Origin of the sequence: Pseudomonas fluorescens (assembly GCF_012974785.1) — a bacterium.
GTDB lineage: Bacteria > Pseudomonadota > Gammaproteobacteria > Pseudomonadales > Pseudomonadaceae > Aquipseudomonas > Aquipseudomonas fluorescens_BT.
In genome coordinates this window covers 5,354,730-5,380,611 of the sequence record NZ_CP027561.1, presented here as the reverse complement: position 1 = coordinate 5,380,611, position 25,882 = coordinate 5,354,730, and the positions used below count along the sequence as shown (strand labels likewise).

Sequence of the window (25,882 nt, the reverse complement as noted above, 5' to 3'; positions counted from 1 at the left end):
TGATCCGGCAGTTTAGCCAAGGACTCGACAGGCGCACAGCGCAATAAAACGCGGCAATAAAAAAGGGAGATCCGAAGATCTCCCTTTCTCGTACTTGCGTTGTGATCAGTCGAACACACCGAAAGTCATGTAGCTGAACCACGAGCGGTCGTCGTTGTTGCCGGCCGCCCCGTGCTCTTCCTCTTCGATCACTGCGCCGTTTTCGTCTTTGGGCTTGAGCTCGTTCGGGATCGCGTCTTTCGCGTCCTGGAACTGCTTCTGCACGTCCTGGTTGGCGCGGGTCTCTCCCGGCGGCAGCGGCGGACGGGACTCGATCAGGCCCAGAGTGGCCTTGCTCAGCCACGAACGGTTGTCGGCTTCGGCGACCGACGGTACGAACTGACCGTCTTTCAGGCTCGGGTGGTTCGGGTAGTTGAGCTTCAGGGTTTCCAGGCTGGTGGCCGCCAGTTCGTCCAGGTGCAGACGCTGATAGGCTTCGGTCATCACCGCCAGGCCGTCACCGACCGATGGGGTTTCCTGGAAGTTTTCCACGACATACCGGCCACGGTTGGCGGCAGCGACGTAGGCCTGACGGGTCAGGTAGTAGTCGGCCACGTGGATTTCGTAGGCTGCCAGCAGGTTGCGCAGGTAGATCATGCGCTGCTTGGCGTCCGGTGCGTAGCGGCTGTTCGGGTAGCGGCTGGTCAGCTGGGCGAATTCGTTGTACGAATCGCGGGCAGCACCCGGGTCACGCTTGGTCATGTCCAGCGGCAGGAAGCGCGCCAGCAGGCCGACGTCCTGGTCGAACGAGGTCAGGCCCTTGAGGTAGTAGGCGTAATCGACGTTCGGGTGCTGTGGATGCAGACGAATGAAGCGCTCGGCGGCGGATTTTGCGGCTTCCGGCTCCGAGTTCTTGTAGTTGGCGTAGATCAGTTCGAGCTGTGCCTGGTCCGCGTAGCGACCGAACGGATAGCGCGACTCCAGAGCCTTCAGCTTGGCGGTGGCACTGGTGTAACTGTTGTTATCCAGGTCCTGTTGAGCCTGCTGGTACAGCTCGGTTTCGCTCAGGTTTTCGTCTACGACTTCCTTCGATGAGCAAGCAGCGGTCAATGCGAGGATGGCGATCAGCAGCAGGTGTTTCACTTGCATGGCGGCTTGCGTCCCTATGACGGCCGCTGTCTTGGGCGGGGCCGTCCTGTTATGATGAGCGCCCCGTTGAAAAGCCCCGGGGCAAAAGACGCCGTATTTAACCACAAGCGCGCAGCCGAAACCAAAGGCTGTAGCCGACGCCCAGTCCGAGCATGTCCGATAAAATTGAACTTCGCGCAGAGGTGCCGTCCGAATTGGGCGGCCAACGCCTCGATCAAGTCGCCGCCCAACTCTTCGCCGAGCACTCGCGCTCGCGCCTTTCCGCCTGGATCAAAGAAGGTCGCCTGACTGTGGACGGGGCGGTCATCCGCCCGCGCGACATCGTTCATGGCGGTGCCATCCTTGAGCTCACTGCCGAGCAGGAGGCCCAGGGTGAATGGGTCGCTCAGGACATCGAACTGGACATCGTCTATGAAGACGACGACATTCTGGTGATCAACAAGCCTGCCGGCCTGGTGGTGCATCCGGCCGCCGGTCACGCCGATGGCACCTTGCTCAACGCCTTGCTGCACCACGTGCCGGACATCATCAATGTCCCGCGTGCCGGCATCGTGCATCGTCTGGACAAGGACACCACCGGTCTGATGGTGGTGGCCAAGACCATCCAGGCGCAGACCAAACTGGTCGCGCAGCTGCAAAGCCGCAGTGTCAGCCGGATCTACGAGTGCATCGTGATCGGCGTGGTGACGGCCGGCGGCAAGATCAACGCGCCGATCGGTCGGCATGGCCAGCAGCGCCAGCGCATGGCGGTGATGGAAGGCGGCAAGCCGGCGGTCAGCCACTACCGCGTGCTGGAACGCTTCCGTTCCCACACTCACGTGCGGGTGAAGCTGGAAACCGGTCGTACCCACCAGATTCGCGTGCACATGGCGCACATCAACTTCCCGTTGGTCGGCGATCCGGCGTACGGCGGTCGTTTCCGCATTCCGCCAGCGGCGAGCCAGACCATGGTCGAGTCCCTCAAGCACTTCCCGCGTCAGGCGCTGCACGCGCGGTTTCTGGAGCTGGATCACCCGACCACCGGTGAGCGCATGAGCTGGGAATCGCCGTTGCCGGAAGATCTGGTCTGGCTGCTGACCCTGCTCAAGCAGGATCGCGAGGCATTCGTCGGATGAACTGGCTGACGCCGGACTGGCCCGCGCCGGCCAGCGTCAAGGCCTGTGTCACCACCCGCGAGGGCGGCGTCAGCGAGGCGCCGTTCGACAGTCTCAACCTGGGCGATCATGTCGATGACCGTCCCGAGGCCGTCGCCGAAAACCGTCGACGTCTGACCGAACACTTCTCTATAAAGCCTGCCTGGTTGCAGCAAGTGCACGGGATTGCCGTGGCGCATGCTGATCCGTCCGTGGTGGCCACGGCGGATGCCAGCTGGACGGCAACACCCGGTATCGCGTGTGCAGCGATGACCGCCGATTGTCTGCCGGCACTGTTCTGCGACCGTGCCGGCACTCGCGTGGCGGCGGCTCATGCGGGTTGGCGTGGCCTGGCGGCCGGCGTGCTGGAAGCCACCCTCGACAGTCTGGATGTGCCCGCCGAAGACGTTCTGGTCTGGCTCGGCCCGGCCATCGGTCCGCAGGCCTTCGAAGTCGGCCCGGAAGTCCGGGACGTCTTCATCAATCAATTGCCCGAAGCCGAGACAGCTTTTGTCCCGAGCCACAATGCGGGCAAGTTCATGGCTGACATCTATAAGCTGGCGCGACTGCGTCTGGCGGTTCGGGGTGTCACCGCTGTTTATGGTGGCGGTTTCTGTACCGTGACCGATCCCCGCTTCTTTTCTTATCGCCGTGCGTCGCGCACCGGTCGCTTTGCCTCCTTAGTCTGGCTTGAGGCGCCCAGCCTCACAAATACAGTTTCTTTTTGACGGCGTCTGTTTACGTCATGCTGCGTTGCCGCTCCTCGCCATAGCGGGCTATGACTCGTCGCGGCGCCTTGCCTGACGAAAACAGCCACTCGTCAAAAGAGAAACGTATTTGCGAGGCTGGGCGCCCGCTAAACTCTCTGATCTGCATCAACTCCCTGACGCTTGAATCTTCCAGAATTGACCGCATCTATAGCGGTATCTGGCAGGTTTCTTTATTCAGGATGGTTTTTCAGGTCCGGCCTGCTCAAAAGGAAGGTGACCCATGCGTATAGACCGTTTAACCAGCAAGTTGCAGTTGGCGTTGTCCGATGCCCAATCGTTGGCCGTCGGCCACGATCATCCGGCCATCGAGCCGGCGCATTTGATGCAAGCCATGCTTGAACAGCAGGGTGGTTCGATCAAACCCCTGTTGATGCAGGTGGGCTTCGACGTCAACAGCTTGCGTAAAGAGCTGACCAAAGAGCTCGATCAATTACCGAAAATCCAGAACCCGACCGGCGACGTGAACATGTCGCAGGATCTGGCGCGTCTGCTCAACCAGGCCGACCGTCTGGCCCAGCAGAAAGGCGACCAGTTCATTTCCAGCGAGCTGGTGCTGCTCGCCGCGATGGACGAGAACAGCAAGCTCGGCAAGTTGCTGCTCGGCCAGGGCGTGAGCAAAAAAGCGCTGGAAAATGCAATCAACAACCTGCGCGGTGGCGAGGCGGTCAATGACGCCAACCACGAAGAGTCGCGTCAGGCGCTGGATAAATACACCGTCGACCTGACCAAGCGCGCCGAAGAAGGCAAGCTTGACCCGGTGATCGGCCGTGACGACGAGATCCGTCGCACCATTCAGGTTCTGCAACGCCGGACCAAGAACAACCCCGTGCTGATCGGCGAGCCTGGCGTGGGTAAAACCGCGATTGCCGAAGGTCTGGCCCAGCGCATCATAAATGGTGAAGTGCCGGACGGCCTGCGCGGCAAGCGTCTGCTGTCTCTCGATATGGGCGCGCTGATCGCCGGTGCCAAGTATCGCGGCGAGTTTGAAGAGCGCCTGAAAGCGTTGCTCAACGAGCTGTCGAAGCAGGAAGGGCAGATCATTCTGTTCATCGACGAGCTGCACACCATGGTCGGCGCCGGCAAAGGCGAAGGCTCGATGGACGCCGGCAACATGCTCAAGCCGGCCCTGGCCCGTGGCGAACTGCATTGCGTCGGCGCGACCACGCTCAATGAGTACCGCCAATATATAGAGAAGGACGCAGCCCTCGAGCGGCGCTTCCAGAAAGTGCTGGTGGACGAGCCGAGCGAAGAAGACACCATCGCGATCCTGCGTGGCCTCAAGGAGCGTTACGAGGTTCACCACAAGGTGGCGATCACCGACGGCGCGATCATCGCGGCGGCCAAGCTCAGCCATCGTTACATCACCGATCGGCAGTTGCCGGACAAGGCGATTGACCTGATCGACGAGGCGGCCAGCCGCATCCGCATGGAGATCGACTCCAAACCGGAAGTGCTGGATCGGCTGGAGCGGCGCCTGATTCAGTTGAAGGTGGAATCCCAGGCACTGAAGAAAGAAAGCGACGACGCGGCGAAGAAACGTCTGGAGAAGCTCCAGGAAGAAATCGTCCGACACGAGCGTGAGTATTCGGATCTGGAAGAAATCTGGAACTCGGAAAAAGCCGAAGTGCAGGGTTCTGCACAGATTCAGCAGAAGATCGAACAGTCCCGTCAGGAACTGGAAGCCGCGCGCCGCAAAGGCGATCTGAACCGCATGGCCGAGTTGCAGTACGGGGTGATCCCGGATCTGGAACGCAGCCTGCAAATGGTCGACCAGCACGGCAAGAGCGAGAACCAGCTGCTGCGCAGCAAGGTGACCGAAGAGGAAATCGCCGAAGTCGTCTCGAAGTGGACCGGCATCCCCGTGTCGAAAATGCTCGAAGGCGAGCGCGACAAACTGATGAAGATGGAAAGCCTGTTGCACCAGCGTGTGATCGGCCAGGACGAAGCGGTGGTCGCAGTGGCCAACGCGGTGCGGCGGTCCCGTGCCGGGTTGTCAGACCCGAATCGTCCGAGCGGCTCGTTCATGTTCCTCGGCCCGACCGGTGTCGGTAAAACCGAGCTGTGCAAGGCGCTGGCCGAATTCCTCTTCGATACGGAAGAGGCGATGGTGCGGATCGACATGTCCGAGTTCATGGAGAAACATTCCGTGGCACGGTTGATCGGGGCGCCACCGGGCTACGTCGGCTACGAAGAGGGTGGTTATCTGACCGAAGCGGTACGGCGCAAGCCTTACTCGGTGATCCTGCTGGACGAAGTCGAGAAGGCGCACCCGGATGTATTCAACATCCTGCTGCAAGTGCTGGAGGATGGGCGCTTGACCGACAGCCACGGCCGCACGGTGGACTTCCGCAATACCGTGATCGTCATGACCTCCAACCTCGGTTCGATGCAGATCCAGGAACTGGTCGGTGATCGTGAAGCGCAACGGGCAGCGGTGATGGATGCGATTTCCACCCACTTCCGTCCGGAGTTCATCAACCGGGTCGACGAAGTGGTGATCTTCGAGCCATTGGCGCGGGATCAGATCGCGGGCATTACCGAGATCCAGCTGGGCCGTCTGCGCAGCCGTCTGGCCGAGCGCGAGCTGAAGCTGGAACTGAGCCCGGAAGCGATGGACAAGCTGATTGCCGTCGGTTACGACCCGGTCTATGGCGCACGGCCGCTGAAGCGGGCGATCCAGCGCTGGATCGAGAACCCGCTGGCGCAGTTGATCCTGTCGGGGCGTTTCATGCCGGGCGAGACCGCGACCGGTGTCGTGGAGAACGACGAGATCACGTTCAACTGACACCTGCCGGTGGTGAAGTAAGGAAGGCCTCGCAATGCGAGGCCTTTTTTTTCGCCAGGCTGTTGAACTCAAAGGAAAAGGCTTGTAAAGTGCGCCCCGCAGTCAGTCACCAACACGGTTTCAGCTCACTGAGCAGAAATCTGAAATAAGTTGCAAATCATTAACTTGAAAGCAATTTAGGGGGTTGACAGAGGTGTTCTAGGTTGTAGAATAGCGCGCCTCAGACACACGAACGCAGCGATGCGAAAACGGTGTCGAGAAGCTGCAAGTTTCACCGTAGTAAATTGAAATGTGTAGTTCCGTGATAGCTCAGTCGGTAGAGCAAATGACTGTTAATCATTGGGTCCCAGGTTCGAGTCCTGGTCACGGAGCCAATTTCAAACCGGGGTATAGCGCAGTCCGGTAGCGCGCCTGCTTTGGGAGCAGGATGTCAGGAGTTCGAATCCCCTTACCCCGACCATTTTTGGGTCGTTAGCTCAGTTGGTAGAGCAGTTGGCTTTTAACCAATTGGTCGTAGGTTCGAATCCCACACGACCCACCATTTTTGAAACCAGGTAACACTGGGATCGAATCTTAAGATCAGAGGCCAAAAGCGCTGATCGAAGAAGGCGATCTTTGAAAGGTCGCCTTTTTTTTACCGGGGTATAGCGCAGTCCGGTAGCGCGCCTGCTTTGGGAGCAGGATGTCAGGAGTTCGAATCCCCTTACCCCGACCATATTAAAAATCCTCGTATCGAAAGATACGGGGATTTTTTTTGCCCTTCGGAAATGTTTCATTCAAGTCGTCATACAACTTGCCGATAGCCCGCTAACGCAAGGAGGCTGCCATTGATCGCCCCTTGAATCCGGCCAATACAAGAAAAGGGCGTTCGTCATGTTGCTTCGTCAGTTGAATATTGCTCCCCGTGCCGCCCTGGGCTTTGCCCTGATCGCGGTGCTGGTGGCGTTGCTCGGGGTGTTTGCGCTGGGGCAGATGTCGAGCATCCGCGACAGCGAAGTGGCGGTGGAGACGCAGTGGCTGCCGAGCATTCGCGGCGGTGACGAGATTCGCGAGATCATGTTGCGCATTCGCACCATCTCCCTGCGCATGGCTCTGGATCAGGATCCGGCCAACATCGCCACGTACCGCAGCCAGATGGATACCCGCGACAAGGAGCTGAGCGAGAAAATCGCCGCTTACGACCGGCTGGTGACCACCCCGGAAGGTCAGCAGTTGTACGATCAGTTCAAGAAGACCTTTGCTGCCTACCGCTCCGGGATCGCCCAGTCGTTCACCCTTGCCGAGCAAGGCAAGCGTGACGAGCTGACCAAACTGCTGCTGGTCGACATGAAAACCGTGGTCGACGGCTCCGGCAAACAACTCAACGATCTGGCAGATCTGTTTACCCGCCAGGTCGCCGCCGAAAGTCAGAACTCTGCCGCCCACTACGAAACTTCGCGCACCATCGTGACCTTGTTCATCGCTTTGGCGGCGCTGGCCACCGTGGCCCTGGCCATGTTGCTGACCCGCAGCATCGTTCGCCCCCTGAGCGCCGCCGTCGACGCTGCTGAACACGTCGCCAGAGGCGATCTGACCCGCCCGATCGAAACCCACGGCAACGATGAAGTCAGCCGGTTGCTCAAGGCATTGGCGACCATGCAGCAGAACCTGCGCGAAACCCTGCAGGGCATCAGCGGATCGGCCACGCAACTGGCGACCGCTTCCGATGAACTGAGCGCGGTCACCCACGACAGCACGCAAGGGCTGCAACAACAGAACAACGAAATCGAACAAGCCGCCACCGCGGTCAACGAGATGACCACGGCGGTCGAGGAAGTCGCTCGCAATGCGGTGTCGACGTCCGACGCCACCCGCCAGTCCAGCGAGTCGGCGCAATTGGGTCAGGAACGGGTCAGCGAAACCGCCGGCGCCATCAACGCCTTGGCCAGCGAAGTCGAACACACCGGCGAGCTGGTGCAATCGCTGGCCAATCAGTCACAAGACATCGGCAAAGTGCTGGACGTGATCCGAGCGATCGCCGAGCAGACCAACCTGCTCGCGCTCAACGCCGCCATCGAAGCAGCACGGGCCGGGGAGAGCGGGCGCGGGTTTGCCGTGGTCGCCGATGAAGTCCGGGCGCTGGCTTATCGCACTCAGCAGTCGACCCAGGAAATCGAGCAGATGGTGCAGGGCATGCGCAACGGTTCGAGCCTGGCGCTGGAGTCGATGCAGGCCAGTGCCTCGCGGGCGGCCACCACGCTGGTGCTGGCCGAGCGGGCCGGTGAGGCGTTGCAGACGATCACGGCCTCGGTACACGAAATCCACGAGCGCAATCTGGTGATCGCCAGTGCCGCCGAAGAGCAGGCGCAAGTGGCACGGGAAGTGGATCGCAATCTGGTGAACATACGCGATCTGTCGGTGCGTTCGGCGGCGGGTGCCGATCAAACCAATGCGTCGAGCCATGAACTGTCGCAACTGGCCAATGCCCTGCAGGGCATGGTGCGGCGCTTCCAGCTGTAATCATGCAGGCGTGAAAAAGCCGCGCTTCTCGTCAGAGAAAGCGCGGCTTTGTGTTATCGGGCAGGCTGAAAAGTCAGGCACCGTCCTGGTCTTTCAGGTGTTCGAACAGACCTTTCGGCATTTTCTTGCCATTGGCTTCGAAGTTGGCTTTGACGTTGTTGTACGCCTCTTGCTCGTCGATGAAACCGTCGTGGTTGGTGTCGATCTTGTCGAAGTCGGACTTCGGCGCGACCTTCAGAAATTCGGCGCGCGAGACCTTGCCGTCACCATCGGTGTCGGTCTTGGCCATCGACGCATCGCCGCATTTGCCTTCACCGCATTTGCCTTCCGGGGTTTTCACCGAGGTCTCGGCCGAAGCGACCATATAACCCTGAGCCAGCGGTTGTGCGGCGAACACCGAGCCGGACAGCATCAGGCCGCCGGCCAGTACGGCACCGACCAGGCCAAGGGAGTTTTTGCCGATTTTCGAAGTACGGGACATTGCATTCTCCTTCGGTTGCACAGCGCAACCACACGTTAAGGGCGATCAAGCCGGAGCAGGTGTGCTCGGGTGTGGCCATTAAGCGGTGGCGGTGTATCGCGTCTGTGTCGAGGAGCGGGGCGTTTGTAAGCGAAGGTGGGGAAAGCTGCGGGCAGATACAGTAGAAAACAAAACACCGTGAGGGCGAGCCCGCCCCCACGGTGTTTTTACATCAGTGCAGCTTGAGGCGCGGCTCGGTACCGCGTCCGATTTTGCTGCCCAGCATCAGCATCGCCGTGCGGAACGGCCCGTACAGCGCCATCTGGTGCATGCGGTACAGCGACACGTAAAACATCCGCGCCAGCCAGCCTTCGAGCATCACGCTGCCGGTCAGGTTGCCCATCAGGTTACCCACCGCCGAGAAGCGCGACAGCGAAATCAGTGAGCCGTAGTCGGTGTACTTGTACTCCGGCAGGGTCTTGCCCTCGATCCGCAGTTTCAGCGACTTGGCCAGCAACGAGGCCTGTTGGTGCGCAGCCTGGGCCCGTGGTGGAACGTTGCGATCGGAGCCCGGTTGCGGGCACGCGGCGCAGTCACCGAAGGCGAAGATGTTTTCGTCACGGGTGGTCTGCAACGTCGGCAGCACTTGCAGCTGGTTGATGCGGTTGGTTTCCAGGCCATCGATGTCCTTGAGGAAACCTGGTGCGCGGATCCCGGCGGCCCAGACTTTCAGGCTGGCCTTGATCTCGTTGCCATCGGCTGTGATCAGGCTGTCGGCGGTGACCTGGCTGACCGACGCGTTGGTCAACACATTGACCCCGAGCTTTTCCAGCGTCTTGTGCACCGGCCCACTGATTCGCTCCGGCAGCGCTGGCAGCACCCGTGGCCCGGCTTCGATCAGGGTGATGTGCATGTTTTCCGGCTTGATCCGGTCCAGACCATAAGCCGCCAGTTCATGGGCCGCGTTGTGCAACTCTGCTGCCAGCTCGACGCCCGTGGCGCCGGCGCCGACGATGGCCACGCTGATCTGCTGGACCCCATCGGATTGTCCGGCGTGAGCTCGCAGGTAGTGGTTGAGCAGTTGCTGGTGGAAACGTTCGGCCTGTTTGCGAGTATCGAGGAACAGGCAATGCTGCGCTGCACCCTGAGTGCCGAAATCGTTGGTGGTGCTGCCGACCGCGATTACCAGCGAGTCATACGGCACTTCCCGCGCCGGGACCAGTTCCACGCCGTTTTCGTCGTAGGTGGCGGCCAACTGGATCTTTTTCTGCTCACGGTCGAGCCCGCTCATACGCCCCAGCTGGAACTCGAAGTGGTTCCATTTGGCCTGGGCGACATAGTTGAGTTCGTCTTCGGAGGAGTTCAGCGATCCGGCGGCCACTTCGTGCAACAGCGGTTTCCAGATGTGCGTCAGGTTCGCGTCGACCAGCAGGATGCTGGCAGTGCCGCGTTTGCCCAGAGTCTTACCCAGACGGGTAGCCAACTCCAGACCGCCGGCGCCGCCGCCGACAATGACAATACGATGGGACATAGGGATAGCTCGCAAGGTTTTTAAAGGAAATCGGTGCGGTTACCCAAGCGAGCGCGATGCTGCTCATAGCGTCAGGTAACTGATAAGTCGGCTCAACAGGCCCAGACCAATGGTCACTGCCAGCACCAGCACCAGGAGCATCCACGGCCGGAATGGCCGGCGCTCGACACGGTGCTGGGACAACTGCAGGTACTCTTCGACATGCTTCTGGTCTTCGGGGTTCAGGCGGCTGGTCATATGAGGCCTCGTCAGGGGTAGACGTTGCTGAATGTGAACAAGCTACAGCGGTTTTTTTATCCGGGATTGAACGCAGCATAGCCACTGTCCGGGACCGGTTCGACAGACACACTGTCCCCGAGGCGAATGATCCCGCTTTGTAACACTCGCGCGGTGATTCCGCCATGCCCGCGCACCGCCTGGAACGTTCCGGGGCCGAGGTTGTTTTGCAGGCGCGCACACGGCTGGCACCAGCCCGTGGTTTCGAAAATCGCCTGACCAATGCGAAATCGCCGCCCCTTGAGGCTGAACAGGTTGATCCCGCTGATGACGAGATTGCGCCGCAGATCTTCAGGCGTGACCGGTTGTTCGGCCGACCGGCCCATCAGGGCGTTGATGACAGCCAGATGTTCCCACTGAATCAGCGTCACCTGCCGCGCATTGCGCACACCGGGCCGAGCGTGATCGCCGGTGAGCCCGGCCTCGAGCCGCGCCTCAACCGCATCGAGCGCGAGCATCGGACCCCGGGATTCGGGGCGCACGCCAATCCAGCGCACACGCCCGGACTGCGGGACATCGGCAATCAATTGTTGAAGAGGCGTCACAGGCTGATCCCGACATCGAACACGATGCTGCGACCCAGATTGCTGCGCAGAAAGTCTGGCGCATCGGGGTGGGCGAACAACACCCGGGCGAAGGTCGGCCCGACCAGCGACAGCGAGCGCCAGCCCTGACGCAGATATTCGGTGGGCGGTGGAAAGTGGCTGTTGAGGTCCAGCACTTCGCGTTTCAGGCTGGCGAAGGCAATGATGTCCAGCTCGCCCAGGTCCATGCCCCGTTCCTTGTAGTTGTGCGCCTTCTTGCGCAAGGTCGGCGCCAGTCTGAGCAAAAATTCATTGGCCGGAATTCGTCGCGGCTTGGCTTCGCGGCGTACCAGTTGGCTCAGGGAAAAGGCACTGCGCCGGCGTTGCAGCTCATCGCGCCATTCGTCGTTGAGCCGGCGACCTTCGTCGAGGACGAAAAACACCTCGAAGTTGGCGTCTCGAAACAACACGTCCGGGGGCTCGCCTGCCGGGGCGAATTCGTCGGCGCGATAGGGAATATTCAAGCCTTGCAGCAGGCGCTGGCAGACCCAACGCTCACGCTCCCATTTGCGGGCATTGGACAGGAACGCGTTGGCCTGCTCGGCGGCGATGGTCAGCAGGCGTAAATAATCCGAGTCATCCATAGGCCCAAGCTTAGCGTTCAATTGCGACAAGCAGAAAGCGTTCGCGCGGCAAAGTGCATCAGTGGGCAGTCGGGAGGGTCGGTGTAGACTGATGGCACCGTGTATCAACGTCGAATGAAAGGGGCTGAATGTGAAATTTCGCTGGCTGTTGTTGTTCGCTGTGGTTCCGCTATGGGCCCATGCGCTGGAGGTCGGTGAGCGGTTGGCGTCTTGGACGCTGCTGGATCAGTACGATCAGCCGTTTACTCTCGATAACCGCACCACGACGCTGTTGGTGGCGCGTGATATGGACGGTGCGAAACTGCTCAAGCAAGCCATGGCCGATCAGCCCAAGGGCTATCTGGAGGCGCGGCATGCGGTGTTTGTCGCCGATATCCAGCGCATGCCGGCGTTGATTGCGAAGATGTTCGCCATTCCGGCCATGCGTGACTATGGCTATCGAGTGTTGCTTGATCGCGAAGGCCGTGTGGCCTCGCGCTATCCCGGGGCCGATGGCACGGTGCTCTGGCTGCAACTCAAGGACGGGCGTTTGCTGGCCCGGCATGAGTACACCCAGGCTGCGGAACTGCGCGAGGCGCTGGAGCAGGCGCAACCATGATCGGCGCCGAGCTGCTGTCGTCTGCGAGCCTGCTGCTGGGCTGGCTGATTTACCTGCCGGTGCTGCTCTGGGCGATTGTCCGCGCACCGTGGGTCGAGCTGTTCAGCGACAACCGCCGTCAGCATTTGCTGTTCGGCACGGTGTTCGCGTTGTTTCTGCTGTGGCTGGTGCGCAGGGATTTCGATAGCGGCGTGTCCTACCACTTCATCGGCATGACAGCGGTGACACTGCTGCTGGATTGGCCGCTGGCAATCGTCGGCGGACTGGTGGCGCAACTGGGGCTGGTGTTGTTGGGACGTCAGGATCTGGTGGCTGTCGGGGTCAACGGCGCCTTGCTGATCCTGTTGCCGGTGTTGATCACCGAATGCGTGGCGATCCTGGTCGAGCGCGCCCAACCGCGCAATCCGTTCGTGTACATCTTCTGTTCCGGCTTTTTCGCCGCAGCGCTGTCGGCGTTGTTGTGTCTGACGCTGAGCCTGACCTTGCTCTGGTACGACGGCCTCTTCGCCATGCCGGAATGGCTGGAAGATTTCATCGGTTACCTGTGGCTGCTGATTTTTCCCGAAGCTTTCATCAACGGCATGGTGATCAGCGCGTTGGTGGTGTTCAGCCCGGAATGGCTGGAGACCTTCAACCGCACCCGCTACCTTTCGGCGCCGTGGAAGGACGACGATCCCAAGTCTTGATCCACATCAAATCCACTTGATGCGCAGCATTTCATGCTCGGCAAAATCCCTTCAGGAGCAGCGGCATGAGCGTTTACGAGTGGGCGAGGCAGGAAACCCGGCAGAGTCTGGAGATGGCGCAGGAGGTGGGGTTCGATCCGGGCCTGAGCCTGCGGGCCCTGCTCAGTGCGGTGGTGCAACAGAGCAAGGCCGTACGCAATGCCGAAGACCTGGCCGACGAGTTGCGCTTTCTGGCGGAAAACCTCGACGACGATCAGGACTACGGCTTCATGCGGCCCTGAGCGGGATCAGTGACGCGGGTCGAAATCGCCGGAAAACAGTTCGTCCTCGGCATCCGGGGCCACCGGAATCTTGTGTTCTTCCGACGCCCAGGCGCCGAGGTCGATCAGTTTGCAGCGGTCCGAGCAGAACGGCCGGAATTTGTTCTCGGGGGTGAATTCCACGGGCGCGCCACAAGTCGGGCAGTTGACGGTTGGGGTCTGGCTCATGACTGGCCTCCGGATAAAGTCAGGTAAAAGTGATGCAGGCGCTCGACCTCGCTGTGCAGCCAGGCGAGGTCGCGGTCGTTGACCACCACATCGTCGGCACGGCTCACGCGGTCTTCGCGGCTGGACTGGGCCTTGAGGATCGCCTGGACCTGCTCTTCGCTGGTCTGGTCACGCTGCAAGGTGCGTTCGATCTGCAGTTGTTGCGGCGCGTCGATCACCAGGATCCGTTGGGTCATCGCGTACTGTCCGGACTCGATCAGCAGCGGCGAGACCAGAATCGCGTAAGGCGATTTTGCCAGCGCCAGGTGATGGGCGATTTCCTCGGCGATCAGCGGATGCAACAGCGCTTCTAGCCAGCGGCGTTGCTCCGGCACTTCGAAGATCAGCTTGCGCAATGCGGCGCGATCCAGTGTGCCGTCGGCCTGCAGGACATCCGGGCCGAAGTGCTCGGCAATTTTCGCCAGCGCCGGGCGACCCGGTTCAACCACCCAGCGTGCTGCATGATCGGCGTCCACGACATGGATACCGAGGTCGATGAAGTGCTGGGCCGCCGCGCTTTTGCCACTGCCGATGCCGCCGGTCAGGCCGAGAATCCAGGGTTTTTCCACAGGGGTATTCATTTCAAACCGACAAACTGCCAATAGAAGTCGGTTATTTGACCACCCCAGAGCAAGGCAATCCAGCCGGCAATTGCCAGATAGGGGCCGAAGGGGATCGGCGTCGAGGTATTCCGGTCGCGCAACTTGAGCAAAATCACCCCCAGCACCGCTCCCACCAACGAGGACAACAGGACGGTCAGCGGCAGAATCTGCCAGCCGCCCCAGGCCCCAAGCAGTGCCAGCAGCTTGAAGTCGCCGTGACCGATGCCATCCTTGCCGGTGAACAGCTTGAACAGCCAGAACACCGACCACAGCGCCATGTAGCCAGCTACTGCCCCCCACAGCGCGTCGTGCAGCGAGACGAACAGGCCGAAGCTGTTGACGATCAACCCCAGCCACAGCAACGGCAGCACCAGCACGTCGGGCAACAGCTGATGTTCGATATCGATCAGGCTCATCGTCAGCAGGCCCCAGGTCAACACGATCAGCAGGCATGCCGGCCAGCTAAAGCCCAGATGCCAGGCGATGAACGCCGAGAGCAGACCGCAGGCCAGTTCGGTCAGTGGATAACGCTTGCTGATCGGCGCCGCGCATGACGAGCAGCGCCCGCGCAAAAACACGTAGCTGAGCAGCGGGATGTTTTCCCACGCACGAATGCGGTGGGCGCAATGCGGGCACTGCGAGTGCGGCAACATCAGGTTGTAAACCGGCAGCGGTGTTTCGACAGGCAGCCCAAGCACATCGTGAGCCTGCTGGCGCCATTCGCGCTCGAGCATTTTTGGCAGACGCCAGATCACCACATTGAGGAAGCTGCCGACCACCAGTCCGAGTATCAGAGCGGTGAAGACAAAGGCCAGCGGATAGAGAGCGAAGAGTTCGTCGATGGGCATGTCAGATCGCTGAGCCGAGTTGGAAGATCGGCAGATACATGGCCACCACCAGTCCGCCGACGATCACCCCGAGTACCACCATGACGAAAGGCTCCATGAGGCTTGTGAGGTTGTCGACCATGTTATCCACTTCTTCCTCGTAGAACCCGGCAACCTTGTCGAGCATGTCGTCCAGAGCACCGGACTCCTCGCCGATGGCGGTCATCTGGACCGCCATGTTGGGAAACATGCCGGTGGTGCGCATCGAGAAATTCAGCTGCATACCGGTGGCCACGTCCTGGCGGATGCGCAGCACCGCGCGTTTGAACACCACGTTGCCGGTGGCTCCGGCAACCGAGTCCAGCGCTTCGACCAGCGGCACGCCGGCGGCAAAGGTGGTCGACAGGGTCCGGGCGAAACGGGCCACGGCGGACTTGTACATCATGGTGCCCACCAGCGGCAGCTTGAGCAGCCAGGCGTCACGGCGATCGCGCAGGGCCTGGGATTTCTTCAGAGCATGGCGGGTGCCGAAAAAAGCTGCGACCAGCACGCCGAGAATCGCCCACCACCATTGCTGCATGAATTCCGACAGGCCGATCACCATCAGGGTGAACGCCGGCAGTTCGGCACCGAAGCCGGAAAACACCGACTGGAACTGCGGCACCACTTTCACCAGCAGAATTGCGGTGACGACCGCGGCTACCAGAACCACGGCGGTGGGGTAGGTCATGGCCTTCTTGATCTTGGCCTTGAGGCTTTCGCTCTTTTCCTTGTAGGTCGCCACACGTTCGAGCAGGGTGTCTAGGGCACCGGACTGCTCGCCGGCATCCACCAGGTTGCAGTACAACTCGTCGAAGTATTGCGGCTTCTTGCGCAGGGCCGCGGCGAAGCTGTTACCGGCGGCGACTTCCTGTTTGACCTCGTCCACCAGCTTGCGCATGGCCGGATTGTCAAAGCCCTCGCCAATGATGTCGAACGACTGCAGCAATGGCACGCCGGCCTTCATCATGGTCGCCATTTGCCGGGTGAAGAGGGCGATATCCAGAGGCTTGATGCGCTTGCCGAAGTTCATCAACGACGCGGATTTCTTGCGCACCTTGCCGGGGTTGATGCCTTGTTTGCGCAACTGTGCCTTGATCAGCGCGGGGCTTTGTCCGCTCAGTTCGCCAGTGATCCGGCTGCCTTTCCTGTCCGTGCCTTCCCAGGCGTAGACGCTGATTTTCGCTGCCTTGACGGCCATGTTCAGTCCTTGGTGACCCGGTTGATTTCTTCAAGGCTGGTGATGCCCTGCATGGCCTTGATCAGTCCCGAGGTGCGCAGGTCGTTGAAGCCGTCCAGGCGCATCTGGCTGTCGATTTCCAGTGAGTTGCCTTCGGCCATGATCAGCCGCTGCAGTTCGGGAGTATTCCTGACCACTTCATAGATGCCGGTGCGGCCCTTGTAGCCGCCGTTGCATTGATCGCAACCGACGGGCTCATAGATCGTGAAACTGCCGATGCGTTCCTCGGGGAAGCCTTCCTTGAGCAAGGTTTCGCGGGGAATCTCGATGGGTTTTCGGCAATGGCTGCACAGCTTGCGTGCCAGACGCTGGGCGATGATCAGGCTGACCGATGTAGCGATGTTGAAGCCGGGGATGCCCATGTTGTGCAAACGCGTGAGCGTTTCGGCGGCGCTGTTGGTGTGCAGTGTGGAGAGGACCAGGTGACCGGTCTGCGCCGCCTTGATGGCGATTTCCGCGGTCTCCAGATCGCGAATCTCGCCGACCATGATCACGTCCGGGTCCTGGCGCAGGAACGAGCGCAGCGCCTGGGCGAAATCCAGGCCCTGCTTCGGATTGACGTTGACCTGGTTGATGCCTTCCATGTTGATCTCCACCGGGTCTTCGGCGGTGGAAATGTTGATGTCGACGGTATTGAGGATGTTGAGCCCGGTGTACAGCGACACGGTCTTGCCTGAACCGGTAGGGCCGGTAACCAGAATCATGCCCTGTGGCTGCTTCAGGGCGGCGAGGTACAACTCTTTCTGCTCCGGCTCATAACCGAGGGCGTCGATGCCGATCTGGGCGCTGGAGGGGTCGAGGATCCGAATCACCACTTTTTCGCCCCACAGGGTCGGCAGGGTATTGACCCGGAAATCGATCGACTTGGTTTTTGACAGACGCATCTTCAAACGCCCGTCCTGGGGCTTGCGACGTTCGGAGATGTCGAGGCTGGCCATGACCTTCAGACGTGCAGCGATACGCCCGGCCAGCTGGATCGGTGGCCTGGCCACTTCACGCAGGATGCCGTCGGTACGTACCCGCACCCGGTAGTTCTTTTCGTAGGGCTCGAAGTGCAGGTCGGAAGAGCCGCTTTTGATCGCGTCCAGCAGCATCTTGTGGACGAAGCGCACCACCGGAGCATCGTCGGCGTCCATCCCACCGATGGCGTCCTGTTTGCTGTCATCGACTGACTCGACGTCCAGTCCTTCAAGGTCGACATCGGCCATGTCTTCCAGACCGGAAGCGTGGGTGTCGAAGAACTTTTCGATGGCGTCGGTGAGCTTGTCGTCCTCCACCAGAATGGCTTCGGTGCTCAGCCCGGTGCTGAATTGAATGTCGTTGATCGCCTGGTGATTGCTCGGGTCGGAAATGCCCACGAACAGCTTGTTGCCTCGCCGCCACAGGGGCAGGGCGTGATGCTGGCGCACCAGTTTTTCACTGACCAGGCCCTTGGGCTGGGTTTCCTTGTCCAGGCAGTTGAGGTCGAGGAATGCCATGCCGAAATGCTCCGAGGCAATTTCGACGACCTGCCAGCTCTTCACCAGTTTGTTCTGTACCAGATAGCTGACCAGCGACAGGCGATTGCGCTGGGCCTGCTGCCAGGCTTGCTGGGCGACTTTTTCCGTGAGCAGTTCGGCCTGGACCAGCTGTTTGGCCAGGCCGCTCAGAGCGATGTCATTCATGGGAATCCCGGATGCAGACAGTTCATGACTTATAGCCTAGTCAAGTGACAGCGCCAAACCTCTCCGGTGCAGGTGACAAAAAGTGTCAGATAGTGCGGTTACAGGTTGTAGGAAACCCCGCGATAGCGTGATCGCGCCCAGCCTGTGCGGCTGCGGGCGCCTTGGCACGGGCTGTGCTGAGTCCTGTTCAGATCATGAGATTCCGACTCATGCATGGAGCGTGTCTATGAAAAAACAACAAGGTTTCACTCTCATCGAGCTGCTGATCGTCGTGGCGATCATCGGCATCCTGGCGACCATTGCCCTGCCGCAATACACCAAGTACCAGGCACGGTCGAAAGTGACGGCAGGTCTGGCGGAAATCAGCGCGCTGAAAGTGCCGTTCGAGGACACCATCAATCAAGGTACAGACCCGACGCTGACGCTGGTGACCGGTAACGCATCCTATTCGACAACCAACTGCGGCACAGTCACTGCCTCGGGTACTGCGTCTTCTGGAGCTGGCACCATAGTCTGCACTCTGGCCAACGCACCGGCTCCGGTACTGGGCAAGACCATCACGCTGACCCGTTCTGGCGGTGCGACGGGTAACACCGCGGGCGTCTGGAGCTGCGCCTCGACAGTCAACCCTGACTACGCCCCTAAAGGTTGCCCTGGCAGCGGTACTTGATTGCTTGACCTCTGCTCATCAAATGCCCCGCTTTGCGGGGCATTTTCTTTTGCGGTGCTTCACAAAAAAGCTTCAATCTTTTCAGCGTGTTAGGAACTTTCCCAAAAACCGCAACTTGCATGTAGATAATTCAAGGGTCATGCAATTTGCATGATTCCGAAAATTTTTAATTTCACTAAATTATTGATTTATAAGAGTTTATTGTATTTTCAAAAGTTGGCACAGCGTTCGCAATACTTCCAGTAACCCTGCTGACAAGACACCCAGCAGACTTTCCAGAAAAACAGGAGTTACTCGTATGAAGAAGTTCGCTATCACTGCCGCTGCTGCTACCGCGCTGACCCTGACCATGGCCACCGGCGCATTCGCACAATCCACCCAGGCGACCCAGGCTCCAATGACTCTGGCTGCCGGTGAAATGACCAAGGCCAAAGAAGCTACTTCCGACACCTGGATCACCACCAAAGTCAAAAGCGACCTGGTCACTGAAAAAGGCATTCCAGGCACTGACATCAAAGTAGAAACCAACAAAGGCGTCGTGTCTCTGTCCTCCACTGTTGCAGTGACAGAAGCACAGAAAAAAATGGCCGTAGACATCACCAAGAAAATCAAAGGTGTGAAAGCGGTCTCCGCTGACGGCCTGAAAGCCGAGTAAGGCAAGACTTCTCGCCTGGACCGGGAGAAGACGCGACAGGCGGGCCGAGCAATACGTCTGCCGCACTTTAGAGTTCATGCGAACGGCCACACGGATTGTGGCCATTACAGGCCCCGGCATTCGTGTCGGGGCCTGTTCTATTTCAGGGATAGGAAAGTGGTGGAGTCAGTTACCGCGCTTGCTGTTGATCTGCCGCAGGCGATTGCCCTCGAAGCGCAGGTATTGGTACATGCCATTGCTCGGGCCGTAGGTCCACTCCTCGACCTGAAACTCTTCACGGCGATTGGCGCTGCGCTTGTAGCCCAGCACATCGCGACTGATCGGCTCGCCGCACTTTTGCAACACTTCGCTGGCGCGGTCGCCGAGGCTCACCAACTGGCTGCCGCAGCGCAGGGTATCGGATGCCGAAGCCTGGCTGGCGACAAGCGCCAACGCCATTGCAGCCAGCCATTGATTGTTCATCACTCGGCGTCCAGATGCATTTGCGTCACCACGCGGCCGTCGCTTTGCGCTTCGCCAAGATTGGCGTCGATGAAGTACACGCGGTCATCGGCCAACTGGCCCTTGTCCACCAGATAATCCTTGATGCTGCTGGCTCGTTCCTGACCGAGCTGGCGCAACAGCACGTCGCTGCTACTCCAGAACTTGATCACGTCGGCACGCATTTTCGCCGTGCGTTCTTCCTTGCCCAGATCCTTCCATTCGGCTGGTGGCTGGGTTTTCAGACGGGTGCGGTAGATGCCTTCGAGCAGCGGGCCTTTTTCGTTATCCGGCACCTGAATCAGCGAAGCCTGAGCCGGCACTTTGTCGCCACGGCGCTGGAGCATCTTGTAGTAGTTGTACTGGTATTCGCGTTCCAGACGTTGCTCGGCGATCAGTGGGCCGTCGCTGCTTTGTGCTGCGGTGCCTTCGATTTCCAGGCGCAGGGCCGGGCGCTCTTTCAAGGCCTGGGACAATTTGACCAGCGCCGCTTCGGCATCCTTGTTCAGTTCACTGGAGCCTGGCGCGAAGGACACGGTACCCAGATCTTCTGAACCGCCACCGCTGACCAGTCCGCCAATCAACTTGAACGGCGCGGCCGCCGCCTTGACGATCAGGTTGCGCAGGGTCTGCCAGATAATCGGCATCACGCTGAATTGCGGGTTGTTGAGGTCGCCGGTGACCGGCAGCTCGATGGAAATCTTGCCGTCCACATCCTTGAGCAGTGCAATCGCCAGTTTCAGCGGCAGGCTCACGGCATCCGGGCTGTCGACTTTCTCGCCCAGTTGCAGTTGCTCGACCACTACTTTGTTCTCGGCCTTGAGCTGGCCCTTGGTGATCAGGTAGTGCAGGTCGAGATTGAGCCGGCCCTTGCGGATCCGGTAACCGGCGAACTTGCCGGAGTAGGGGGTCAGGGTGGTCAGTTCGACCCGTTTGAAACTGGTGGCGATATCAAGGCTGGCCATGGGGTCGAACGGGTTGACCGCGCCTTTGATCGTCACCGGCGCATAGCGGTCGACCTTGCCCTTGACGTCAACGCTGGCCGGTTTCGCCTGACGACTGTCGATGGTGCCGATCTGGCCGTTGAGTTGCTGGATTGCCGTGGCGAAGTTCGGGGTCAGACTGAAGTCGGCAAAGTTGGCCGAGCCGTCATTGATCGCGATACCACCGATGTGAATGCCCAGCGGTTTCGAGTTGTTGGCTGGTTTGGCCGCTGCCGTTTTCGCCCCGGAATCGGCAGGTTGCGGGATCAGCAAATCATCGATGTTGGTGGTGCGGTCATCGTTGATCATGAAACGCGCATAGGGCTGGAACAGGTTGATCCTGTCGATCGACAGGCTGTCGCCATGTTGATAGTTCAGGCCTTCGACCACCACTTGCTGCCACTTGAGGAAGTCGCGGGTCTTCAGGGTATCTAGAGTGTGCAGTTGGTCGACCTGGGCGCGGCCGGTGACGCTGAATGCCAGCGGCTCGGTGCTTTTCAGGTTCACTTTCAGGTCGCTGCCGAGCATGCCGCTGCGCAGTTCAAGACGAATGAACGAGTTGATGTAGGACTGGGCGACGCGCAGGTCGATGTCCTGGGTTTTTACGTTGAGCTGGGCGGTGACCGGCGCCAGGTTGACCACGCCGTCGGCGTTGATCTTGCCTTGTTTGCCCAGGCCGGCATCGAGCTTGAGGTTGAAGGGCGAGCCGTTGAGACTGTCGAAATTCTGCAGGTCGACATTCAGCGGCGTGACGTCCAGCGTGACTTCGGGTTTCGCCGAGCGGTCGGCCAGATGCACTTTGTAGTCACGCAGTTGCACGTCCTTGAGCAGCACTTGCCATGGCTTGCCGGGGGCGGTCGGTTCGGCTTTCGGTGAATCGGCGGCCGCCGGTGTGCTCTTGGGTTCCGCCGCAGCCTTGGCAGCCGGTTTGGACGGCTGACTGGCGAACAGTTTCTGCCAGTCCAGTTGCCCGTCCGCTTCAAGGGCGGCCCAGGTTTCGAGTTTCTGGCTGCGGATCTTGCCGACCACTACTTGCTGTTTGGCCAGGTCCACCGTGGTTTCGCTGACGTCGAGGCGGTCGAGTCTTGCCAGCGGACGTCCGTCCGGGGTCTTGATCGCAAACGGCGCGACGCTGACCGAGACGTTGCTCAGCAGCAGTTCGGTTTCCTTGGACAGGTTGAGCTTGTAGTCGGTACTGAGGCTGACCACACCGTTTTCCAGCGCCAGCGGTACGGCGTCGCGAACGTAGGGCCAGAAGGCTTTCATCTGGCCATCGGTGACCTTGAGCGTTCCTTGTGAGGCGATCGGGATCAGGCTGAAGTTGCCTTTCCAGTCGATCTGCCCACCGGACGGGCCGATGGCGACCAGGGTCATGTCGGCGTTGTCGTCGGGCAGGGTGCTGAGATTTTTCAGTTCGAAGTCGAGCTTGTCGTAGACGAATTCGATCGGCTCGCTCGGGCGTGCATCCTGGAAATGCACGTTGCCGCCGGCTAGTTTGATCCGGTCGATGCGCAGTGGAAAAGGCTTGGCATTCGGATCGGCCGGCGTCGGTTCGCTGGCCGGCAGTTTGAACAGACCGAGCAGATTGAGCTTGCCGTCCTTGGCGAACAGGACTTCGGTCTTGGGTTTGTCGAGTTCGATGTCGGACAGGTGCAGGGCTTTTGTCCACAGACTGTCGAGTTGCAGGTTGGCGTACAGGCGCTCGAAACCGACCTGCTCCTTGCCCGGTTCGCCGATGACCAGGCCCCAAAGCGTGACTTCGAGGCTGAACGGATTGAGTTCGATACGCTGGAGGTGCGCAGGCAGCGTTGCATGGTTGGCCAGTTGCTGGTTGGCTATGCGCAGCGCAATGCCCGGCAGAATCAGAAACCCCAGCAGGCTGTAGAGGGCCAGAGCGGTCAACAGGGCGCCAATCGCGCGAATCAATCCTTTGGGCATGTGCGGCTTCATCTGTCTGAATCGGAGTGCCTTGGAGTATGGCACGCGATTCCGGTTCCGAAGTACATCGCGCGCGACAGGATTATTCAGATTTTTCTGCAATGTCTGTAGGCGCTGCCGAAGGGGGCTCCTGCCGGGGGGGAGTCAGAGCTGGAGAATCAGGGTCTTGAGCGGCGGTTTGCCGTCCAGTGAGGGGAAGTCCCGGCCCGGGCTCATTACGCTCCACTCGCGCACCGGTCGCCCGGCCTTCTCGGCACAACGCAGTACCTGTTCGCGCCAGTCGTCCATGCTGACTTTTGCCAGGTTGTTGCAGCAGATCAGCACGCCGTTTTCGGCGGTGGTCAGCAGGGCTGGCTTGAGCAGGCTCTGATAATCGCGAAGCAGGTCGACAGTGCCGAACGCGCTCTTGGCCCACGCGGGTGGATCGAGCAATACCAGATCGTACTGGCGCTGTTCGAGGCGTTGATAGCTCGGCAGTTTCTGCCCGCGACGCTGACTGATCGGCAGCCCGGCCAACTGACGGATCGCCGGGAAGTAGTCGGACTGAATGAATTCCATGGTCGGCAGTTGCGGATTGAGCAAGCCGTTCTCGCGTCCGACGGCCAGGTTGCCTTCGGCGAAATCCAGATTGCATACCTCGCGGGCACCGCCGGCAGCCGCGCTGAGGCCGACGCCACAGGTGTAGGCGAACAGGTTGAGCACGCTTTTGCCCCTGGCGTGATCCTTGACCCAGCCGCGGGTGTTGCGCAGGTCGAGGAACAGCAGCGGATCCTGCCCGGCATGGCGTCCGCGCACGCGGTAGTTCAGGCCCCATTCGTGGCCGACCAGATCAACCAGTGCTGCATCTTCGGCGCGGTAGACGCTGTCTTCGCGGTCGATGCGCGAGTTGCCACGGGAGCGGTCGTTGTAGACCAGCAAGGTTTGCAAGCCCAGCGTTTCATTCACCGTGGCGTGCAGTTGCAGCAGGTCGGTGAGTTCCAGCGTCTGGTGGAAACTCTGCACCATCAGTTGCGGGCCATAGCGGTCGACGGTCAGGCCGCCGGCACCTTCCTGGCTGCCATGGAACAGGCGATAGCAATCCGTGCCCTGGCTGTGCAGCTCGGCGAGCAGATCCTGGCGTTGATCGAGGGCGGCGCGCAGCGCCTGATTCAGGGAAGACATGCTTGCGCCTTGCTGGAGGGAATCGGGGCGCGGGAGTTTAGCAGCAACTCGGCTGCAAGCGGCGAGCTTCAAGCTTGAGGCTCGCCGCTTGCCGCTGCGCTTACTGGTTCAAGCGTTTATCGATCAAGCCCTGCACCACACTCGGATCCGCCAGGGTCGAGGTATCGCCGAGACTGTCGAGTTCGTTGCAGGCGATCTTGCGCAGGATCCGCCGCATGATCTTGCCCGAGCGGGTTTTCGGCAGGGCCGGGGCCCACTGGATCAGGTCCGGTTTGGCGAAGCTGCCAATCTCCTTGCTGACGTGGGCCAGCAGTTCTTTCTTCAGTTCGTCGTTGGGTTCGGTGCCGTTCATGGGTGTGACGAACGCATAAATCCCCTGGCCTTTGACGTCGTGGGGATAACCGACCACGGCGGCTTCGGCGATGCTGTCGTGCAGCACCAGCGCGCTTTCGACCTCGGCGGTGCCGATGCGATGACCGGAGACATTGATCACGTCGTCGATGCGCCCGGTGATCCAGTAGTCGCCGTCCTCGTCGCGGCGGGCGCCGTCGCCGGTGAAGTAGTAGCCGGGGTAGGGCTTGAAGTAGGTGTCGACCATGCGCTGCGGATCGCCGTAGACGCTGCGGATCTGCGCCGGCCAGCTCGACTTGATCGCCAGCACGCCGCTGCCGGCCCCCTTGATTTCCTTGCCGTGCTCGTCGAGCAGCACCGGTTGCACGCCGAACATCGGCTGGGTGGCGCAGCCCGGTTTGATTCGCTGGGCGCTGACCAGCGGGCTGAGCATGATGCCGCCGGTCTCGGTCTGCCACCACGTATCGACGATCGGGCAGCGCTGTTCGCCGACCACGTTGAAATACCATTCCCACGCTTCCGGGTTGATCGGCTCACCGACACTGCCGAGCAATCTGAGGCTTTGCCGCGACGTTTCCTGCAACGGACCGGCACCTTCGCGCATCAGTGCGCGCAGCGCGGTCGGAGCGGTGTAGAAGATGTTGACCTTGTGCTTGTCGATCACCTGCCAGAACCGCGAAGTGCTCGGGTAACTCGGCACACCTTCGAAGATCAGGGTGGTCGCGCCGTTGGCCAGCGGGCCATAGACGATGTAACTGTGGCCGGTGACCCAGCCGACGTCGGCGGTGCACCAGAACACTTCGCCGTCGCGGTAGTCGAGCACGTACTTGAAGGTCATCGCCGCCTGCAACAGGTAACCGCCGGTGGTGTGCAGCACGCCCTTGGGTTTGCCGGTACTGCCGGAGGTGTAGAGGATGAACAGCGGATCTTCGGCGTCCATCGGTTCCGGCGGACAATCGTCGCTGACGTCACGCACGGCCTGGTGATACCAGAGGTCGCGACCTTCGACCCAGTTGACTTTGTTCTGTGTGCGCTCGACCACCACGACGGTGCCGACATTCGGGCAACTCTGCAGGGCCTTGTCGACATTGTGTTTCAACGGCACGAATTTGCCACCGCGCACGCCTTCATCGGCGGTGATCACGGTGCGGCAGTCGGCGTCGAGAATGCGGTCGCGTAACGAGTCCGGTGAAAAACCGCCAAACACCACCGAGTGAATCGCACCGATCCGCGCGCAGGCCAGCATGGCGTAGGCCGCTTCGGGAATCATCGGCATGTAGATGCACACCCGGTCGCCTTTCTTCACGCCACGGCTTTTCAGCACGTTGGCCAGGCGGCAGACGTGGTGATGGAGTTTGCTGTAGGTGATTTGCGTGGATTCGGCGGGATCGTCGCCTTCCCAGAGGATGGCGGTCTGATCGCCACGCTTTTCCAGATGACGGTCGATGCAGTTGTAGCTGACGTTCAGCTTGCCACCGGCAAACCAGGCGGCTTGGCCGGTCTTCAGGTCATAGCGCTGGACGGTCTGCCACGGTGTGCTCCAGTCGAGGAAGCGGGTGGCCTGTTCGGCCCAGAAGGTGCTGGGGTGTTCAATGGATTCGCGGTACAGGCGCTGGTAGTCGTCCTGACTCAACTGGGCTGCCCGGCGGACGGCATCGGCTTTGGGGAACGTGCTGATATCGAACATGACGGTTCCTTATTCTTGTTGTGC

Annotated in this window: 24 protein-coding genes and 4 tRNA genes; 13 read left to right on the top strand and 15 right to left on the bottom strand. The window is 60.4% G+C overall.

Annotation, left to right across the window (positions count from 1 at the left end):
- Positions 1-105 precede the first annotated feature (105 nt).
- Positions 106-1,128, bottom strand: coding sequence for an outer membrane protein assembly factor BamD (locus C6Y56_RS24490; protein WP_169431967.1), 1,023 nt, complete (start codon positions 1,126-1,128; stop codon positions 106-108).
- Between the two features lie 152 nt (positions 1,129-1,280).
- Between C6Y56_RS24490 and rluD the strand changes: the two genes are divergently transcribed.
- The 8 genes from rluD to C6Y56_RS24450 all read left to right on the top strand — a co-directional run bounded on the left by rluD (position 1,281) and on the right by C6Y56_RS24450 (position 8,315).
- A complete protein-coding gene (gene rluD, locus C6Y56_RS24485) occupies positions 1,281-2,243 on the top strand; it encodes a 23S rRNA pseudouridine(1911/1915/1917) synthase RluD (protein WP_011335991.1) in 963 nt (320 codons plus the stop codon).
- Positions 2,240-2,989, top strand: coding sequence for a peptidoglycan editing factor PgeF (pgeF, locus tag C6Y56_RS24480; protein ID WP_169431966.1), 750 nt, complete (start codon positions 2,240-2,242; stop codon positions 2,987-2,989). The genes rluD and pgeF overlap by 4 nt, the downstream gene beginning before the upstream one ends.
- Positions 2,990-3,251: 262 nt before the next feature.
- Positions 3,252-5,816 (top strand): ATP-dependent chaperone ClpB, encoded by a 2,565-nt coding sequence (gene clpB / locus C6Y56_RS24475; RefSeq protein WP_169431965.1) that lies wholly within the window; start codon positions 3,252-3,254, stop codon positions 5,814-5,816.
- Between the two features lie 298 nt (positions 5,817-6,114).
- Positions 6,115-6,190, top strand: a tRNA-Asn gene (locus tag C6Y56_RS24470).
- Positions 6,191-6,199: 9 nt separating this feature from the next.
- Positions 6,200-6,276: transfer RNA gene (locus tag C6Y56_RS24465), tRNA-Pro, on the top strand.
- 5 nt (positions 6,277-6,281) lie between these two features.
- A tRNA-Lys gene (locus C6Y56_RS24460) sits at positions 6,282-6,357 on the top strand.
- A gap of 97 nt (positions 6,358-6,454) precedes the next feature.
- Positions 6,455-6,531: transfer RNA gene (locus C6Y56_RS24455), tRNA-Pro, on the top strand.
- A 158-nt stretch (positions 6,532-6,689) separates the two neighbouring features.
- Entirely contained in the window at positions 6,690-8,315 is a 1,626-nt protein-coding gene (locus C6Y56_RS24450; RefSeq protein ID WP_169431964.1) for a methyl-accepting chemotaxis protein, read from the top strand.
- Between the two features lie 73 nt (positions 8,316-8,388).
- Here C6Y56_RS24450 and C6Y56_RS24445 read toward each other — a convergent pair whose 3' ends face one another.
- The 5 genes from C6Y56_RS24445 to C6Y56_RS24425 form a co-directional block, all read right to left on the bottom strand.
- A complete protein-coding gene (locus C6Y56_RS24445) occupies positions 8,389-8,796 on the bottom strand; it encodes an HvfA family oxazolone/thioamide-modified RiPP metallophore (RefSeq protein WP_007959573.1) in 408 nt (135 codons plus the stop codon).
- Between the two features lie 211 nt (positions 8,797-9,007).
- Positions 9,008-10,306: an NAD(P)/FAD-dependent oxidoreductase gene (locus C6Y56_RS24440; RefSeq protein WP_169431963.1), complete on the bottom strand. Its 1,299-nt coding sequence runs from the start codon at positions 10,304-10,306 to the stop codon at positions 9,008-9,010.
- Positions 10,307-10,369: 63 nt separating this feature from the next.
- A complete protein-coding gene (locus C6Y56_RS24435; protein WP_003228304.1) occupies positions 10,370-10,543 on the bottom strand; it encodes a DUF3094 family protein in 174 nt (57 codons plus the stop codon).
- 56 nt (positions 10,544-10,599) lie between these two features.
- A complete protein-coding gene (locus C6Y56_RS24430; RefSeq protein ID WP_169431962.1) occupies positions 10,600-11,127 on the bottom strand; it encodes an MOSC domain-containing protein in 528 nt (175 codons plus the stop codon).
- Complete coding sequence (locus C6Y56_RS24425) at positions 11,124-11,750, bottom strand: DUF1780 domain-containing protein (RefSeq protein WP_003228301.1); 627 nt, start codon at positions 11,748-11,750, stop codon at positions 11,124-11,126. Before C6Y56_RS24425 ends, C6Y56_RS24430 begins: the two co-directional genes overlap by 4 nt.
- A gap of 130 nt (positions 11,751-11,880) precedes the next feature.
- Here C6Y56_RS24425 and C6Y56_RS24420 point away from each other — a divergent pair, with 130 nt between their 5' ends.
- The 3 genes from C6Y56_RS24420 to C6Y56_RS24410 all read left to right on the top strand — a co-directional run bounded on the left by C6Y56_RS24420 (position 11,881) and on the right by C6Y56_RS24410 (position 13,315).
- Positions 11,881-12,348, top strand: coding sequence for an FAD/FMN-containing dehydrogenase (locus C6Y56_RS24420; RefSeq protein WP_169431961.1), 468 nt, complete (start codon positions 11,881-11,883; stop codon positions 12,346-12,348).
- The gene (locus tag C6Y56_RS24415) at positions 12,345-13,034 is read left to right on the top strand and encodes an energy-coupling factor ABC transporter permease (RefSeq protein WP_169431960.1); all 690 of its coding nucleotides are present in this window, start codon (positions 12,345-12,347) and stop codon (positions 13,032-13,034) included. Before C6Y56_RS24420 ends, C6Y56_RS24415 begins: the two co-directional genes overlap by 4 nt.
- A 65-nt stretch (positions 13,035-13,099) precedes the next feature.
- The gene (locus tag C6Y56_RS24410) at positions 13,100-13,315 is read left to right on the top strand and encodes a hypothetical protein (protein WP_007959584.1); all 216 of its coding nucleotides are present in this window, start codon (positions 13,100-13,102) and stop codon (positions 13,313-13,315) included.
- A gap of 6 nt (positions 13,316-13,321) precedes the next feature.
- Here C6Y56_RS24410 and yacG read toward each other — a convergent pair whose 3' ends face one another.
- Genes yacG through pilB form a run of 5 tightly spaced genes read right to left on the bottom strand, consistent with a single transcriptional unit; the run spans position 13,322 to position 17,933 of the window.
- Positions 13,322-13,522 (bottom strand): DNA gyrase inhibitor YacG, encoded by a 201-nt coding sequence (yacG, locus tag C6Y56_RS24405; RefSeq protein ID WP_039771664.1) that lies wholly within the window; start codon positions 13,520-13,522, stop codon positions 13,322-13,324.
- Positions 13,519-14,142 carry a dephospho-CoA kinase gene (coaE, locus tag C6Y56_RS24400; RefSeq protein WP_169431959.1) on the bottom strand — a complete coding sequence of 208 codons (624 nt, stop codon included), beginning with the start codon at positions 14,140-14,142 and terminating at the stop codon, positions 13,519-13,521. Before coaE ends, yacG begins: the two co-directional genes overlap by 4 nt.
- Positions 14,139-15,011 (bottom strand): prepilin peptidase, encoded by an 873-nt coding sequence (locus C6Y56_RS24395; RefSeq protein WP_169431958.1) that lies wholly within the window; start codon positions 15,009-15,011, stop codon positions 14,139-14,141. Before C6Y56_RS24395 ends, coaE begins: the two co-directional genes overlap by 4 nt.
- A gap of 1 nt (position 15,012) precedes the next feature.
- Positions 15,013-16,230, bottom strand: a complete 1,218-nt coding sequence (locus C6Y56_RS24390) for a type II secretion system F family protein (protein ID WP_169431957.1) — start codon at positions 16,228-16,230, stop codon at positions 15,013-15,015.
- A 2-nt stretch (positions 16,231-16,232) separates the two neighbouring features.
- Positions 16,233-17,933, bottom strand: a complete 1,701-nt coding sequence (pilB, locus tag C6Y56_RS24385) for a type IV-A pilus assembly ATPase PilB (RefSeq protein WP_169431956.1) — start codon at positions 17,931-17,933, stop codon at positions 16,233-16,235.
- Positions 17,934-18,159: 226 nt separating this feature from the next.
- Between pilB and C6Y56_RS24380 the strand changes: the two genes are divergently transcribed.
- The gene (locus C6Y56_RS24380) at positions 18,160-18,603 is read left to right on the top strand and encodes a pilin (protein ID WP_085732829.1); all 444 of its coding nucleotides are present in this window, start codon (positions 18,160-18,162) and stop codon (positions 18,601-18,603) included.
- A gap of 298 nt (positions 18,604-18,901) precedes the next feature.
- The gene (locus tag C6Y56_RS24375) at positions 18,902-19,258 is read left to right on the top strand and encodes a BON domain-containing protein (RefSeq protein WP_065261581.1); all 357 of its coding nucleotides are present in this window, start codon (positions 18,902-18,904) and stop codon (positions 19,256-19,258) included.
- A 165-nt stretch (positions 19,259-19,423) separates the two neighbouring features.
- On the opposite strand, the gene C6Y56_RS24370 is transcribed toward C6Y56_RS24375, so the two are convergent.
- From C6Y56_RS24370 to acs, 4 genes are all read right to left on the bottom strand, one after another.
- Complete coding sequence (locus tag C6Y56_RS24370) at positions 19,424-19,720, bottom strand: DUF2845 domain-containing protein (RefSeq protein ID WP_169431955.1); 297 nt, start codon at positions 19,718-19,720, stop codon at positions 19,424-19,426.
- Positions 19,720-22,671 (bottom strand): DUF748 domain-containing protein, encoded by a 2,952-nt coding sequence (locus C6Y56_RS24365; RefSeq protein ID WP_169431954.1) that lies wholly within the window; start codon positions 22,669-22,671, stop codon positions 19,720-19,722. The genes C6Y56_RS24370 and C6Y56_RS24365 overlap by 1 nt, the downstream gene beginning before the upstream one ends.
- 132 nt (positions 22,672-22,803) lie before the next feature.
- A complete protein-coding gene (locus tag C6Y56_RS24360) occupies positions 22,804-23,820 on the bottom strand; it encodes a class I SAM-dependent rRNA methyltransferase (RefSeq protein WP_169431953.1) in 1,017 nt (338 codons plus the stop codon).
- A 100-nt stretch (positions 23,821-23,920) separates the two neighbouring features.
- Positions 23,921-25,858 carry an acetate--CoA ligase gene (acs, locus tag C6Y56_RS24355; RefSeq protein WP_169431952.1) on the bottom strand — a complete coding sequence of 646 codons (1,938 nt, stop codon included), beginning with the start codon at positions 25,856-25,858 and terminating at the stop codon, positions 23,921-23,923.
- Between the last annotated feature and the right edge of the window lie 24 nt (positions 25,859-25,882).